The 14,651-nt window shown below is 58.0% G+C and carries 14 protein-coding genes and 1 tRNA gene; 5 read left to right on the top strand and 10 right to left on the bottom strand.

Annotation, left to right across the window (positions count from 1 at the left end):
• Positions 1 to 27 precede the first annotated feature (27 nt).
• The gene (gene trpS / locus MWR57_RS09470; protein ID WP_423124569.1) at positions 28 to 993 is read right to left on the bottom strand and encodes a tryptophan--tRNA ligase; all 966 of its coding nucleotides are present in this window, start codon (positions 991 to 993) and stop codon (positions 28 to 30) included.
• 271 nt (positions 994 to 1,264) lie between these two features.
• Between trpS and MWR57_RS09465 the strand changes: the two genes are divergently transcribed.
• Positions 1,265 to 2,044, top strand: a complete 780-nt coding sequence (locus tag MWR57_RS09465; protein ID WP_423124568.1) for a hypothetical protein — start codon at positions 1,265 to 1,267, stop codon at positions 2,042 to 2,044.
• 85 nt (positions 2,045 to 2,129) lie between these two features.
• On the opposite strand, the gene MWR57_RS09460 is transcribed toward MWR57_RS09465, so the two are convergent.
• The gene (locus MWR57_RS09460) at positions 2,130 to 3,434 is read right to left on the bottom strand and encodes a pyridoxal phosphate-dependent aminotransferase (protein ID WP_423124567.1); all 1,305 of its coding nucleotides are present in this window, start codon (positions 3,432 to 3,434) and stop codon (positions 2,130 to 2,132) included.
• Positions 3,435 to 3,687: 253 nt separating this feature from the next.
• Here MWR57_RS09460 and MWR57_RS09455 point away from each other — a divergent pair, with 253 nt between their 5' ends.
• Complete coding sequence (locus MWR57_RS09455) at positions 3,688 to 3,891, top strand: hypothetical protein (protein ID WP_423124566.1); 204 nt, start codon at positions 3,688 to 3,690, stop codon at positions 3,889 to 3,891.
• A gap of 33 nt (positions 3,892 to 3,924) precedes the next feature.
• Here the strand turns inward: MWR57_RS09455 and MWR57_RS09450 are convergent, their stop codons facing one another.
• Positions 3,925 to 5,229: a citrate synthase gene (locus MWR57_RS09450; protein WP_423124565.1), complete on the bottom strand. Its 1,305-nt coding sequence runs from the start codon at positions 5,227 to 5,229 to the stop codon at positions 3,925 to 3,927.
• 162 nt (positions 5,230 to 5,391) lie between these two features.
• Between MWR57_RS09450 and thiE the strand changes: the two genes are divergently transcribed.
• Together thiE and MWR57_RS09440 are read left to right on the top strand one after the other, a co-directional pair.
• A complete protein-coding gene (gene thiE / locus MWR57_RS09445) occupies positions 5,392 to 6,081 on the top strand; it encodes a thiamine phosphate synthase (RefSeq protein WP_423124564.1) in 690 nt (229 codons plus the stop codon).
• Between the two features lie 2 nt (positions 6,082 to 6,083).
• The gene (locus MWR57_RS09440) at positions 6,084 to 6,764 is read left to right on the top strand and encodes a hypothetical protein (RefSeq protein WP_423124563.1); all 681 of its coding nucleotides are present in this window, start codon (positions 6,084 to 6,086) and stop codon (positions 6,762 to 6,764) included.
• Here the strand turns inward: MWR57_RS09440 and hflC are convergent.
• From hflC to MWR57_RS09410, 6 genes are all read right to left on the bottom strand, one after another.
• Entirely contained in the window at positions 6,757 to 7,683 is a 927-nt protein-coding gene (hflC, locus tag MWR57_RS09435; protein WP_423124562.1) for a protease modulator HflC, read from the bottom strand. The two genes, MWR57_RS09440 and hflC, sit on opposite strands and share 8 nt — an antisense overlap.
• 61 nt (positions 7,684 to 7,744) lie before the next feature.
• On the bottom strand, positions 7,745 to 8,860 hold the full coding sequence (hflK, locus tag MWR57_RS09430) for an FtsH protease activity modulator HflK (RefSeq protein WP_423124561.1): 1,116 nt from the start codon (positions 8,858 to 8,860) through the stop codon (positions 7,745 to 7,747).
• Between the two features lie 79 nt (positions 8,861 to 8,939).
• On the bottom strand, positions 8,940 to 9,866 hold the full coding sequence (locus MWR57_RS09425) for a rhomboid family intramembrane serine protease (protein ID WP_423124560.1): 927 nt from the start codon (positions 9,864 to 9,866) through the stop codon (positions 8,940 to 8,942).
• A 30-nt stretch (positions 9,867 to 9,896) separates the two neighbouring features.
• Complete coding sequence (locus tag MWR57_RS09420) at positions 9,897 to 10,691, bottom strand: flagellar motor protein MotB (RefSeq protein ID WP_423124559.1); 795 nt, start codon at positions 10,689 to 10,691, stop codon at positions 9,897 to 9,899.
• 53 nt (positions 10,692 to 10,744) lie between these two features.
• On the bottom strand, positions 10,745 to 11,527 hold the full coding sequence (locus tag MWR57_RS09415) for a flagellar motor protein (protein WP_423124558.1): 783 nt from the start codon (positions 11,525 to 11,527) through the stop codon (positions 10,745 to 10,747).
• 209 nt (positions 11,528 to 11,736) lie between these two features.
• Positions 11,737 to 11,823, bottom strand: a tRNA-Leu gene (locus MWR57_RS09410).
• A gap of 150 nt (positions 11,824 to 11,973) precedes the next feature.
• On the opposite strand from MWR57_RS09410, the gene MWR57_RS09405 reads away from it, so the two are divergent.
• The gene (locus tag MWR57_RS09405; RefSeq protein WP_423124557.1) at positions 11,974 to 12,948 is read left to right on the top strand and encodes a bifunctional riboflavin kinase/FAD synthetase; all 975 of its coding nucleotides are present in this window, start codon (positions 11,974 to 11,976) and stop codon (positions 12,946 to 12,948) included.
• Between the two features lie 52 nt (positions 12,949 to 13,000).
• Here MWR57_RS09405 and MWR57_RS09400 read toward each other — a convergent pair whose 3' ends face one another.
• Positions 13,001 to 14,617 carry a methyl-accepting chemotaxis protein gene (locus MWR57_RS09400; RefSeq protein ID WP_423124556.1) on the bottom strand — a complete coding sequence of 539 codons (1,617 nt, stop codon included), beginning with the start codon at positions 14,615 to 14,617 and terminating at the stop codon, positions 13,001 to 13,003.
• Positions 14,618 to 14,651: the final 34 nt, after the last annotated feature.

The following is a 14,651-nucleotide window of genomic DNA, read 5'->3' as shown; positions in this document are numbered from 1 at the left end:
TCGGAATTTTCCCCCTGCGCAAGCCGGTCAGTACGTAAGCCCCACCCGATCGCGGACCAGATCCAGGGTGACGATCGCCTTTTCCCTGGCCTTGCTGGCGCCCCGGTGGAGGATATCCCGCACCTGGCCAGGGTCGGCCAGCAACCGCTCCCGCTTCTCCCGCGCCTCGCGGAAGTACTCCCAGAGCAGGTCAAGCAGCTCCAGTTTGATCTTGCCGTACATGGCCCCGCCGTTCACATAGAGGGTATGCACCTCGGCCAGCCGGTCCGGTGGGGCAAACAATTTATAGAGGCTGAAGAGATTGCATTTCTCCGGGTCCTTGGGCGCTTCCACCGGGGTGGCGTCGGTGACAATGGCCATGACCTTTTTCTTCAACTCCTTCTCGGTGGCGAAGATGGGGATGGTGTTGCCGTAGGATTTGGACATTTTCTGCCCGTCCAACCCCGGGATGGTGGCAAGAGTGTCGTCGATGACCGGCTCGGGCACGACAAAGGTCTCGCCAAAGCTGTTGTTGAATTTGATGGCGATATCGCGGGCCACCTCCAGATGCTGCTTCTGATCCTTGCCCACCGGCACCCGTTCCGCCTGAAAGAGCAGGATATCGGCGGCCATGAGCACCGGATAGGCAAACAGGCCGTGGCTTGGAACAATCCCCTTGGCAACCTTGTCTTTATACGAGTGACAGCGCTCCAGCAATCCCATGGGCGTAAGGGTGGACAGAATCCAGGCCAACTCCGTAACCTCGGGCACATCGGACTGCACCCAAAAAATGCACCGTTCCGGATCAAGACCCAGGGCAAGAAAATCCGTGGCCGCTTCCAGGGTGCCGCGCGACAGCCGCTCCCGGTCCTGCACCGAGGTAAGGGCGTGGAGATCCACGATAAAGGCATACAACTCGCTTGCATCCATGCTTGCGATCATGGAGCGCATCATGCCGAAGTAGTTGCCGATGTGAAGCTGGCCAGAAGGCTGGATTCCGGATAGAATTCTCATTATGTTCTCGCTTGGTATCGGACGGATATTAGGAAGCGGCAAGAGGCCGGTCACAAAAAAGAAAATCTTTCCCCCGCGATTCCTCAATCCGTCGGATTATCGCTGCACATCGTGTGCATGCTCGGAGGCAGTGGATGTTAAAAAAAAAAGACCGGAGGGGCAATCTTTTTCTGCCTCCAACCCTTCCCTTCTTTTTTTACAATTGACAGCTTCCGCGCCCAACGGTACACCTTGGCATGTATTGCCACTCGATTGAGCTTTTGGAGACTCCATGAAAAAAATTGCCGCAATCCCGGCCATACTCACCCTGCTCTTGCTTGCCGGCGGCTGCACGTTGCCCGCGGTGAAGGATCCGACTTCCCAGCTCGGCAAAGAGACGGCGAGCAAAAGCACCCAGCCGGAAAAACCCGCCGCCGCGACGCCTCCCGAGACAAAGGGAAAACGTGTTTCCCTCATCCCCAAGGAAACCGCCGCACAAGCAACCAAGGAAACACCGCCACCACCGGCGCCGCCCCTGCCCCAGCCGCCGCCTCTGCCGCAGAAACAGGTGTTCACGGACTACAATACCGGTCTGACCTTCACCTACCAACGGCCCTGGCACCTGGTCTCCACCCACGGAGACGGACCCATCCTTGGCCGGGACGGGCATTCCCAACTCACCGCCCGCTTTGTCACCCTGACCGCCGATAAAGACAAGGGCGCGCAAACAGGCCATTTTTATGTACCGGAAGACAGCCTCACCGGAACAATCGGTAAAAAAATAAAATCCGTCCTTGGCCTTGCCGATACGCGGCCAGCGCAGGGAAAAACGCCCCTTGACGTGCTGCTGACCAAAAAACAGTTCCCCAACCTCGTCATCGAGAAACGCTACCGGGGGAACAACGGCGGAGTTGTGGTCCAGAAATGCAGACACAAGCAGCTTCCGGGCCCGATCCAGGTGTACCACATCTTCATCGGAGACACCGTTGCCTCGTACAGTCTCTCCGAGATAACAAACCGGCAGTTGAAACTCGAGATGCAGCAGATCGTGCTTTCCACCAAAAAGCAGTAACCCGTCGGCGGATAAGCGCCAAGCCACAAAAAAAATCCTCTTTCCTTACCGGGAAGAGGATTTTTTTTGTGGCGCAACTGCAAGGCTATGAATTCAGGTACTGCGTGATCCCATCGGCAATAATCTTAAAAATCTCGGTAAACCGCTCCTCGTTGCGCTCAAGCAGGGTGATGCGAAAACCCTGCAACTCGGTGGCAAAGGAGGAAAGCGGCACCACGCATACGCCGGTGGCCCCCAGCAGATAATACACAAACCGCTTGTCATGGGCCACATTCGGCCCGTTCACCAGACTCTCCACCTGGGTGCGAACCTCCTTGCTGCCGATGGACAAGGTCTGCCGGCTGTTCAGCCTCCCTTCCTTAAAGACCACGCTCATGTAGAACGCGCCGTTGGTCCGGTTCACCAGAACGCCGTCGATATCCTTGAGGGCATCGTAGGCGATGTTGGACAACTTCTCGTAGCGGCTGATCCTCTCCTGCAGATAGGGAACATACTGCGGGTGGCTGAGGATGGCCGGGATCGCCCGTTGCGGCAGGGTGGTGGAACAGACCTCCACCATCTTGGCGTTCAAAATCGAGGTCACATACTTGGCGAACATGGGATCGCGGTCGCCGTTGTAGACCTCGATCCAGCCGCAGCGAGAGCCGGGCCAGGGCATTTCCTTGGAAATGCCCCGCATGCAGATGGCAGGCACATCTCCGATCACCTCGGCCAGGGGCAGGGTTTTCTGGCCGTTGTAGATAATGGCCTGGTACACCTCGTCGCAGATCACGAACAGGTCGTATTTCCGGGCCAGCGCCACCATGCCCCGGAGAATCTCCTCGGGATAGACCGCGCCGGTCGGGTTGTCCGGGTTGATGATCAGGATGCCGGCCACGGCCGGGTTGTACTTGATCCGTTTTTCCAGATCATCGAGATCCGGATACCAGTAATTATTGGGATTCAGCCAGTAGGTTACCGGTCGGTCTCCGGCATGGGCTGCCTCCGCCGAGGAATGGGTCGTATAACTGGGCGAGGGCACCACCACCCGGGCGGTCGGCCGCAACAGGCCGAAAACCTTGCTGATCGCGTCGCCCAGACCGTTGAAAAAGATGATGTCGTCAGGGCCGATCTGCGCCCCGCCGCGCTTGTTGGTCTTGGCGGCAAGAAACTCCCTGGTCGCCAGCATGCCCCGGGTCGGACAATAGCCGTAGGTGGCATCCTCCATGACCAGATCGGAAACAACCTGCTTCATCCACTTGGGGATCTCTTCGCCCTTGGCAATGGGGTCGCCGATATTCTCCCAATAGACCTTGGTCCCCAGCTTCTGCAACTTCTCGCCCACATTGACGATGTTGCGGATCTCATAGGTCAGTTCCCCTGCTCCGACATGCAGGATATCAGTACGCATCTACGCAATCTCCCTTGAAAAAAACGTGGCTCTTTTTTTGTTGCGACCGGCTAATCTGCAATAAAATCAGGAGAATACACTCTGCGGTGTGGCAGAGCACCTCGCCCAGGCGCAAGGATAAAGGGTATTTATTAACACCAGCCCTTGCCAGAAGTCAATAAGTCCTTTATTCGGGGGGCCACATTGCCGATAGAGAGGGTAACAGGTGGGCGAAAAGGCCCATGATCAGCCCACACAGGCAGGAGGACTCGGAATGGCAATCATTCGATTTTCGATTCTCGGCGAGGTGGTGCACTTCGGAGCCAGAAAGCGGCAAAAGATCACGCACTGCGGATGCAACGAACCATACAAGGACCGTTACTGGTGCCCGCGAAAAAAATGGTTCAACAAGGAGCCCTGCCCCTTTCTTTGCCTGCGGGAATGTGAAAACTACCAGGCCATGTGCGGCAGCGTCTGAACGCTGCCCACACCATTCGCCAGATAATAATTCCTACGTCCGGTCGGCAAGAGCCACAAAGGGACGCCGCTTGGGCCCGACATACACCTGCCTGGGCCGGCTGATCCGCCAGTCGGGATCATCCCACATCTCCTTCCAATGGGCAATCCAGCCGGGCAGACGGCCAAGGGCGAACATCACCGTGAACATGTTGGTGGGGATGCCGATGGCGCGGTAGATGATGCCGCTGTAAAAATCCACGTTGGGGTAGAGGTTGCGCTCCACGAAATACTCGTCCCGGAGAGCGACCTCCTCCAATTCCTTGGCAATGTCCAGCAGGGGGTCGGAGATATTCAGGGCCGTCAGCACATCGTCGCAGGCCTTCTTGATGATCCGCGAGCGCGGGTCGTGGGTCTTGTAGACCCGGTGGCCAAAGCCGACCAAGCGGAAGGGATCCGCCGGATCCTTGGCCTTGGCGATATACTTTTTATACCCCCCGCCTTCCTCGTGGATCTGGGTGAGCATCTCCATCACCGCCTGGTTGGCCCCGCCGTGGAGCGGTCCCCACAGGGCGTTGATCCCGGCGGAGATTGAAGCGTAGAGGTTGACCCGGGCGCTGCCCGCCACCCGAACCGTGGCGGTGGAGCAGTTCTGTTCATGATCGCCGTGGAGGATCAGCAGCTTGTTCAGGGCCCTGACCACCGTATCGTTGATCTCATACGGCTTGACAGGGGAATCGAACATCATGTTCAGGAAGTTGGCGCAGTAGCTCAGGTCATGCCGCGGATAAACCAGGGGCTGGCCCATGGATTTCTTGTAGGAAAAGGCAGCGATGGTCCGCACCTTGGAAATAAGACGGGCCGCCATCTTGTCGATATTTTCCAAGGGATTGTCCAGCATTTCCGGATAAAAGCTGCACAGGGAGTTGACCATGGAGGAAAGAATGGCCATGGGCGGGCTGTTGGGCGGATAGCCGTCGAAGAAGCGGATCATGTCCTCATGGACCATGGCATACTTGCCGAGCATCTGGCTGAACCTGCTCAGTTCCGCCTGGGTGGGCAGATTGCCGTGATCCAGGAGATAGGCGACCTCGACAAAGGTGCAATGCTCGGCGAGATCCTCGATGGCATAGCCGCGATAACTGAGAATTCCCTGCTCCCCGTCGAGAAAGGTGATGCTGCTGCAACAGGAACCGGTATTCATGAAGCCGCTGTCCAGGGTAATGTAGCCGGACTGGACGCGCAAGGTCCGGATGTCGATAGCCTTTTCCCCCTCGCTGCCGACGATGATCGGCAACTGGTAGACCTTGCCGTTAAGCTTCAACTCTGCTGTTTCTTGACCGACAACCACATTTTCCATAAGTACCCTTCGCTGCGCTGCCGCTTGTGCACAGGCAGCTCGCTTCTCTTTTCTAAAAACCGTAATGAAAGATTATCTCCAATCGATTAGTATACTTGGATGCCTTTTTTTTTCAACAAGTAAGAACCCGAGGCTTCGTCGCCCGCTAGGAGAGCCGTGGCAATGCACAAAAAAACCGATTTGTATCAGCAGCGGCTCAGGAAATTCATCGAAGAAGTCACCCTGTATCCGGTCTCCTGCGAACGGCTGGCCAAGGGACGCGATGATCTTGCCTGGCTTGATGCGGTGTTGGCAGGAGGGGCCAAGATCGTCCAGTTACGGGACAAGGAGTCCGACGGGTTGCGCCTCTTTGAAAAGGCCCGGATCTTCCGGCAAAAAACCCTGGAAGCCGGCGCCCTGTTCATCGTCAATGACCGGGTGGATATTGCCCTTCTCAGCGACGCCGACGGGGTCCACCTCGGCAACAGCGACATCCCGGCCCCGGAAGTCCGCGCCCTGGCCCCGGAGCTTATCATCGGCGTATCCTGCAACACCGAAGAGCAGGCCGCCACCGCCGAAAGGCGCGGGGCCTCCTACTTCAACATCGGCCCAATTTACGCCACCCAGACCAAGGACGGACTCTCCGCCTTTCTCGGGCCTGCGGCGATACCGAAATTCAGCGCCCGGTGCGGTCTGCCTTTCACGGTCATGGGCGGCATCAAAAAAGAGCATATTCCGGAGCTGGTCGCCATGGGCGCCAGACGGTTGGCCGTGGTCACGGCTTTAACCTGCGCCGACGATATCGCCGCGGAAACCAGCGGTTGGCTGGCCGCGATCACGCTTGCCCAAGGCAAGGAAACGACAAAGGAATAACCGTGCCCACCCTTACCCAACGACTCGCCGACATCAAGCTGCTCATGCAATACGGAGTTCCCCCGGACGACCTGGCCAAGACTGTTGTCCTGGCGGAAAAATACGCCACGGACCGCGTGGGCCTGAACATCTTTCACGCTTTTTACAGCTATCTGCCCGAGGGGCTGGAAGACGCCATTACCGTTCTCCGGCTGCTGGACCGCAGACAGGGCGCCTTCCTGATCTGCGCCACCGCAACCCAAGCCGATTACCTCTACCTGGCCACCACCGAACAGGCCGAATTTTTGGGATCTCTTGCGGAGGGCATCTGGGAGGAGGAGGTCCTGGCTTTTTTCAACCTTGAAAACCGCGAGGCCTTTCTCAAAAAATATGCGGACCTCGCCTCCTTTCCGGTTTATGTCCCGGCCCATCTTCACCGCGATCTCTGCCCGTTTTGCCATGTGGCGGACGGCGAGATCCACACCCTGGGATGCCCGGTGGAGATCTGCCCCTGGTGCGGCGGGCAGTTGACCTCCTGCCCCTGCCGCTTCACCCTGCTGGGCAAATCAGACCTGAGAAGCGAAGGCCAGCTTGAAGAACTGCTGACCCTGCTCAACACAAAGGGGAGGCTCCCCTTTTCCGCCGAGGAACACCGGCCCGCGTACCCGATCACTCCCCTCGACTTGGAGCCGCCGACTACTTGACGGTTTTCAGATACCGGTAAAACGGTGAGTCCGGAGAAATAACCAACCGGGTGTTTTCCCCCATGGTATGCCGGTAGGCGTCCAGGGTCTTGGAAAAGGCGTAGAACTCGGGATCCTGGTTATAGGCATTCGCATAAATCCTGGCGGCTTCGCCATCGGCCTTGCCTTTGATCTCCTGGGTTTCGCGGACGGCCCGGGAGCTGACCTCCCTCAATTCGCGCTCGAGCTTGCCGAGGATCTCGGATTTCTGCCCCTCGCCGGTGGAGCGCTTTTCCGCCGCGATGCGCTTGCGTTCAGAAATCATCCGCTCATACACTCGCTGCTGGACCGTATCGATATAGTTGACCCGCTTGAACATCACATCCACCAGCTCGATGCCGTACTGGGGCGTAACCTTGGAGGCGGCGGCATGGATCAGGGCGGAAATCTTGTCCCGCCCGTAGCGGATCTGCTCATCCGGGCCCACGGGGCCAAAGCCCATTTCTTCCGGTTTCCAATCCGAACTGCGGATGATCTCCACCAGATCGTTTTTGTTGACCAGATCCCGGACCGTGCCGTCGATGATATCATCGAGGATGGTCATGGCCCGGTTCTCGTTGTTGACCGCCTGCAGGAAGACCAGGGCGTTTGAGATCCGCCAGCGCGCCGTGATATCCAGATAGACAAAGGTTTTATCGTTGGTGGGAATCTGGTTCGGATCCCCGTCCCAGGTAAGAATCATCTTGTCGAAAAAAGTCACCTCCTGGATAAAAGGAGTCTTGAATTTCAAACCGGCCTGGGTGATGGGCTTGCCCACCGGGCGGCCGAACTGGGTGATCACCGCCTGTTTGCCCTCGGGCAGAACGAAAAACGCATTGGCCAGCACCACTCCCGCCGCCACCACCGCCGCTATAACAACACCACGCAATATAGTATTCACTGGTTTCCCCTGTCTGTATTCTTAACCCGCGCCGCAGTCTGTACGAAGATGCCCGTCATTGTCATTGCGCTTTGGGCGTGGCCTTGGCTCCGCCCCTCACATCGAGAAACGGCAAAACTCCCCCCTTGTCGCCTTCAACCACATAGATCTCGTTGACCTTGGGCAGAACCTCCTGCATGGTTTCCAGATACATCCGTCTCCGGGTGACGTCCTGCCCCCCCTTGTATTCCTTGAGGATAGCCAGGAAACGGGAGGTCTCGCCCTTGGCCAGATTCACCCGTTCCACCGCATAGCCTTGCGCCTCTTCCAGCATCTTTTTCGCATCGCCCCGGGCCTTGGGCACCTCCCGGTTATAGGCCTCCTCCGCCTCGTTCACCAGCCGTTTCATATCCTGATCCGCCTCGTTGACCTCGTTGAAGGCAGGCTTGACATGCTCCGGGGGGTTAACATCCTGCAACTGGACGGTGACGATCTTCACCCCGGTCTGGTAGCGGTCCAGGGACTCCTGCACCTCGCGCTGGGTGGCGGCGGCGAGAATTTCCCGATTGCTGAGCACATAATCAAAGGTCATGTTGCCGACGATGCGGCGCAGGACCACCTCGGAGATATCGCGAACCGCCTGTTTGACATCCTTGACCTTAAAGGCAAAGAAAATGGGATCCTGCACCTTGTACTGGATGACCCACTCCAGATCGATGACATTGCGATCGCTGGTGAGCATGAGCGATTCGCCCTCGTAGCCGGTCTTCTCAAACTCGCTGCGCTGGCCGGCGACTTTGGTCCTGAAGCCGAACTCCTCCTTGCGGACGTTTTCCACATCCACCTTGATGACCTCGTCCATGAAGGGCAGCTTGAAATTCAAGCCCGAGGAGGTGGTTTTGACGTATTTGCCGAAACGCAGCACCACGCCTTTTTCGCCCGGAGCAATGGTGTAAAAGGCGGAGTAGGCGATATTGACCAGAAGAAAAACGCCGATGAGCAGTCCGGCCCGGCCGAAGCGGGCAAAGAGTCCACCCCTGGGGATATTCGGCCCCGGTCCACCGGATGCGCCGGTTGCTGGCTTCTCGCCGCCGTCGAAAAATTCCTTAATCTTGGTGAGCAAGAGGGCAATAACCTCTTCCGGTGTTTGCGGGCCTTTTTTCTTGCCCCAAGGTGGCTGCTGATCATCCCAAGCCATCGATTCGACTCCTTTTTTTGAAAAAATTTCCACCGGTTTTTATACGGCCGGAGCGAGATTGCCCCATGCCCGTAGCACATCATTTGACAAACCACCACCCTTCCCAAGGATACAGGGCGTACAGCCAGCAGCAGAGCACCGCTGCCAGGCTGCCGGTAAAAAGCAGCCATTGGCCAAGGGGAGCAAGAACCCGTTTTCCGGCAAATCCGAGCGCGCCAAGGAGCACCCCAACCAGCAGGCCGACAGCAACCCCCCAAAAATGCGCGCCCAGATCGGTTCTCTCTCCGGAGGCCCCCATGAGCGCCAGCAAGCTTGCCGCGCTGCCCAAGGCAAGCACCATCTCCTGCCAACCGCCGATCCTGCGCAAACGCATGCCGCTCAACATGCCGACCATGCCGAAAACCGCAGTGGAAAAACCAACGGAACGATAGGATTCGCCGTGCAGGAGTACATTGATGGCATTGGCAAGAACCCCGGCGAGCAACACCGAGAACCAGGCAATACCGCTGCCTAGATGCCGGCACAGGGCGTGGACCAGCAACCCGCCGAAGAAAATATTGCCCAGAAGGTGCGCGCTGTCGGCATGCAGGGTCAGGGCGGTGATCAGACGCCACCACTGGCCGTCGTCCATCACCCGGGCCCTGTCGAGGGCGCCGAGGTCGAACCAGAGGCCGCGCCCCTCCCCGCCGCCGGTGACGGCATGAAAAACAACCAGCGCCCCCATGACCGGCAGCACGGGCGGCGAGTTCTCGACAATGGCCTCCTGCCCGGACCGTGCTGTCCGTTCCGGCGGCCAATTCCGGTTTTCTTCCGAGAAAAGAAGCAATTCCTCCCTGGCCTCGGAGATGTTTTCCTCCGCAACCAGGAGCTGCCAGCCCGTTTCGCCATGGCGGAGACCATGCTCGATATCCGCGGCATGCAGCACCAGGGACCAGAGATTGGCCAACTCCTCCTCCGGAGTCACCCCCACCGGCACCCACTGGGAGCCGGGATCATGCTTCCGCACGACCCTCTCCCCGGAGTGCCAGCGCATCCGTTATTCCCCGTCGAATTTCAGCGCCTCGCCTTGGGCTCCCTTGCTGGAGAGCATGACAATATCAACCCGCCGGTTGAGCTTCCGCCCTTCTTCGGTGGCGTTATCGGCAATCGGCCGGTATTCGGCATACCCGGTCACCGAAAGCTTGGCTCCCTTGAAACCGTGTTTCTCGATGAGATAATGGACAATGCTGTTGGCGCGGGCCGTGGAGAGTTCCCAGTTCGAGGGAAAGGCCGGGGAGTTGATCGCCACATTGTCCGTATGCCCCTCGATGCGGAGGGTATTGTCATAGCGGGCGATGGAGATGGCGATCTTGTCCAGCAGGGGCAGAGCATGCTGCTGCACCTTGGCGGTGCCGGAGGGGAAAAACCCAGCCTCTTTCAGGCTGATCACCAGCCCCCGTTCGTTGACAGTCAACTGCACCTCGTTTTTGGCGCCATACTCCTGGAGATTGTTCTGGATATCATTTTTGATCTGGCTGAACTCCTGGGCCTCGGCGGCGGCAGTGGCCTCATCCTGGGACTGGACCGGCACCGGCGGCTCCACCGCTTCGGGGATCAGGCCAAAATCCTTGTTGCCGATAACCTTGAGGGCCGGAGTTAACGTTTGCGGCCCGGAAAAGGAGGATTGGATGGAGGCCTGCACCTCCTCCATCTTCTTCTGGTCCACGATGGACATGGCATAGAGCATGACAAAGACGGCGAAAAGCAGGGTGATGAAATCCGCGTAGGAAACAAGCCACCGCTCCAGATTCGGTTCCTTTTCATGGGCTTTTTTCTTCTTCAGTCTGCTCATGACAATCGTTCCCCAAGATCACTACAATTCGGTAGCCATTCAATGGCTACTGCTCATGAACCGCCGGCGCCCCTGCTGTAGATCAGCACCCCGCTGGTCAGGGTGAAGCCGCGCAACCGCTTTTCGATCATCCGGGGATTTTCGCCTTTCTGGATGGCAAGCAACCCCTCAATCACTATTTCCCGTTGCAGGATCTGCTCCTTCAATCGTTTCTTGAGTTTGGTACTGATGGGGATGCAGACGATGTTGGCGGTCATCAGGCCGTAGATCGTGGCCACGAAGGCCACGGCAATTCCCGCTCCGAGCTTGGAGGTGTCGGAGAGATTGTTCATGACATGGATCAAGCCCAGAACCGCGCCGATGATGCCGATGGTCGGGGCAAAACCGCCGGCGGCCTCAAACACCTCGGCGCTGACCTTGTGGCGCTCTTCGAAATTGGTGAGTTCGATCTGCAGGACCGCCATGACCTCCTCGGGATCCATCCCGTCCACCACCATTTCCAGTCCCTGGCCCAGAAAGCGGTCCTTGACCCGCTGCGCGTCCTGCTCCAGGGTTATGAGGCCGTTCTTTCTGGCGGTGCTGGCAAAACCGACCAGCTTGCCGATCAGATCCTCCGGGTCTTCTTCCTGGGGGAAAAAAGCCGTGGCTGCGCTGCTGAAGGCCCGCAGCAGATCCGGGAGGGGAAAGGAGACAAAGGTTGCGCCAAAGGTTCCTCCCAAAACAATAAGGGCCGCGGTGGGCTGAAGAAGGGCATCGATGTGGCCGCCTTCAAGAAGCTGGCCGCCGATCACGGCCCCGAAGCCCATAACCAGGCCGATAAGGGTAGCTATATCCATATACTGTGCGGCTCCGTTGAGATATCCTTGGGGAAATGCCGGTATTATAGCATGGATCCCCCATGCCAGGTCAACAAAAAGAGAGGCGGAAACGTGGGGAAACCGAAAGGGCAGGCGCTCGCCGGCCGGGAGAAGAGATCATCGCGCAGGGCAAAAAAAAAGGCCATGCCGAAGCATGACCAGATTTTTCACCGCACAAATTTTCAAGATGGTGCCGAAGAGAAGACTCGAACTTCCACGAGGAAACCCCCACTAGACCCTGAACCTAGCGCGTCTACCAATTCCGCCACTTCGGCACATCGTGAGAGGCGATAATAGTTTTTCCGGGTGGTGTTTGTCAAGAAAATTTACAAGAGCCTTCATAAAAAATCTCTCTGTCCGGCGGCTTGACCTTTTCCCGGTTGTCGCCTATTGTATGCGCACACTCAATCAGGACGCCCATCACCATGGATATATTCACAAACATCAGCGACATACCAGCCCCTTTCCCCAGGGCCGCCGTCACCATCGGCAACTTTGACGGCGTCCATCTGGGCCATCAAATTCTTTTCTCCGAGGTGGTGAGCCGCGCCTATCAAAACAAGGGCACCAGCGTGGTTGTGACCTTTGAGCCGCATCCGCTCAAGGTGGTCCGTCCGGACATCGGCCTGAAGCTCATCTCCACCGCCGAACAGAAAAAAGAGCTCATCGCCCTGGCCAATATCGATGCGCTGATCATCCTCCCCTTTACCAGGGAATTTGCCAACACCCCGGCCGAGACCTTTGTGGACCAAGTCCTGCGCAAAACCATCGGCGTCCAGGACCTGGTGGTGGGGTACGACTACGCTTTCGGCAAGAGCCGCCAGGGCGACATCCCCTTTCTGCAGGAGCAAGGCAAGGCCAAGGGGTTCACGGTCTCGGTGGTGGAGCCCTACTATGTGGACGGGATGCTGGCCAGCAGCACCAAAATCCGGGAGCTGGTGGGGCTGGGCAAGATGGCCGATGTCAAGAAACTGCTGGGCCGCTATTACCAGATCCGGGGCGAGGTAAAAATGGGCAAGCAACGGGGTGGCCCCCTGCTGGGCTTTCCCACCGCCAACCTCGCCATTGCCGAGGAAGATCTCTGCCCGCGTTTGGGCGTGTACGTCACCCAGGTGATCTACGACGGCAAATGCTACGGCGGCGTGCTCAACATCGGCTACAACCCGACCTTTGAGGGGCAAAAACTTTCCGCCGAAACCCATATCTTTGACTTCAATCAGGATATCTACGGAAAACCGATCAAGATAAACCTGCTCCGTTTCCTGCGCGGGGAAAAGAAATTTTCCGGCGCGGGAGAACTGGCAGCCCAGATCGGCCAGGATGTGACAGAGGCAAGGAAGGTGCTTGACGATGCCCGGCAGGAGATCCTTCTCGCCTGCGAGGAGAAGTACAACCGATAAAAAAAGCCCGCCTCTTTCAAGGCGGGCTTTTTCTTGCTCTCACAGGCAGGGATCAAAAATCCTCGAACTTTTCATCTTCAAAGGGAATCACTTCTTCAGCCTTTTTCTTGCCGGCTGCGGCTGGCGGCAGAGCCTTGGCGGCAACCTTCGCCTTTGGCGGCGCCGCCAGCGCCCTGTGTGCGCCCTGGCGGGAGGTCTTTTGCCTGCCTGCCTCCGGCGGTCGTTTTAACGCACTGCTGCTTTTCTTGACCCCGCCGCTGACCAGCACCGCCAGATCTTCCACATGATTTTTCATGTACTCCGCCTGGGCGCTCAATTCCTCCGAGGCGCTGGCCGCCTCTTCCGAGCTGGCTGCGGTTTGCTGGGTCACCCGGTCGATTTCGGTGATCGCCGCGTTGACCTGATCAAGCCCGGAGGTCTGTTCCCCGGAGGCAATGGCAATTTCGTCAACCAGACTGCCCACCTTGGCCGCGACCTCGGCAACCTCGCAGAAATCCTCGTTGGTTTGCACCAACAACTCCTCTCCCTCCTTCACCTTCTTCACCGTGCCTTCGATAAGCTCCGCGGTGTTGCGAGCCGCTTCCGCCGCCCGCATGGCCAGATTGCGGACCTCGTCAGCGACCACGGCAAATCCCGCCCCGGCCTCGCCGGCCCGGGCCGCCTCAACCGCGGCGTTCAAGGCCAGCAGGTTAGTCTGGAAGGCGATCTCGTCAATGGTTTTAATGATCTTCGAGGTCTGCTCGCTGGCCTTGGAAATTTCTTCCATGGCCACGGTTTGCGCGGCCATGGACTGATTGGCCTTGCCCATCACCGTATTCACCTCGCGCATGAGCGAATTGCACTCGGCGGCATTGTCGGCATTGCGCCGGGCCATGGTCGAAACCTCTTCCAGGGAGGCGGAAGTCTCTTCCAGGGAAGCAGCCTCCTCGGAGGCGCCTTCCGCCAAGGTATGCGCCGAAGAGGAAAGCTGACCCGAGGCGGAAGTCACCTGAGTGGCGCAGTCCTCCAACCCATTAATGATTTTGCCGACCGGGGTGATGACAAAATGGGACAGACTCCAATACACCGCGAAACACAGGGCCAGCACCACGCAACCGATGGAAAGAAGGATGACAATCCCCAACCGCCAGGAAGCCGCGGTCAGTTCCTCCTGGGTGGTCCGCACCATTTCCTCGATACGGAGGGAAACTTCCTCGGAATTTTTCTCCACCCCGGCAAAGCTCAAGCCCACCTCGACAAATCCGATTCCCTTGCCGTCGAAGAGGATTTCCTTGTGCAGGGTCTCCTTGGCTTGCTCCTGGCCCTTGGCCTCGGCAAGCACGCTCTTGTCCTTGCCGTAAAAAACCACGGAAACAACGTCTTCGTCGTTCTTGGCGTTGACGGCAAGCCTGGTCATGGAATCGAAATCATAGCCGATGATCAGAGCCGATCCGGTTTGCGCCAGAAGCGCGGCGACGGATTCCCCTTTTTGCCTCAATTTCCCGGCCAGCAGTTTTTCCTGTTCCGCCTGCTCGGATTTCAGCCGGTTGATGAACCCGTCCGCCTGCTTTTTCTGTGAACTGCTGGCGGTGAAGATAGCCACCACCGCCAGCACCACCATCAGAGCCTGCGCCAGGATTGAAACGATGAGAATGAATCTGGCGGCAATTCCTCTATTTTTCGAAGCCATTCACGATCCCCTTGCTGGATATGCGATTGTATCG

The sequence above is a fragment of the Hydrosulfovibrio ferrireducens genome (genome assembly GCF_046883345.1).
Taxonomy (GTDB): Bacteria; Desulfobacterota; Desulfobulbia; order Desulfobulbales; family Desulfurivibrionaceae; genus Thiovibrio; species Thiovibrio ferrireducens.
The sequence above is the reverse complement of the archived record's forward strand: the minus strand, read 5'-3'. Positions and strand labels throughout refer to the sequence as shown.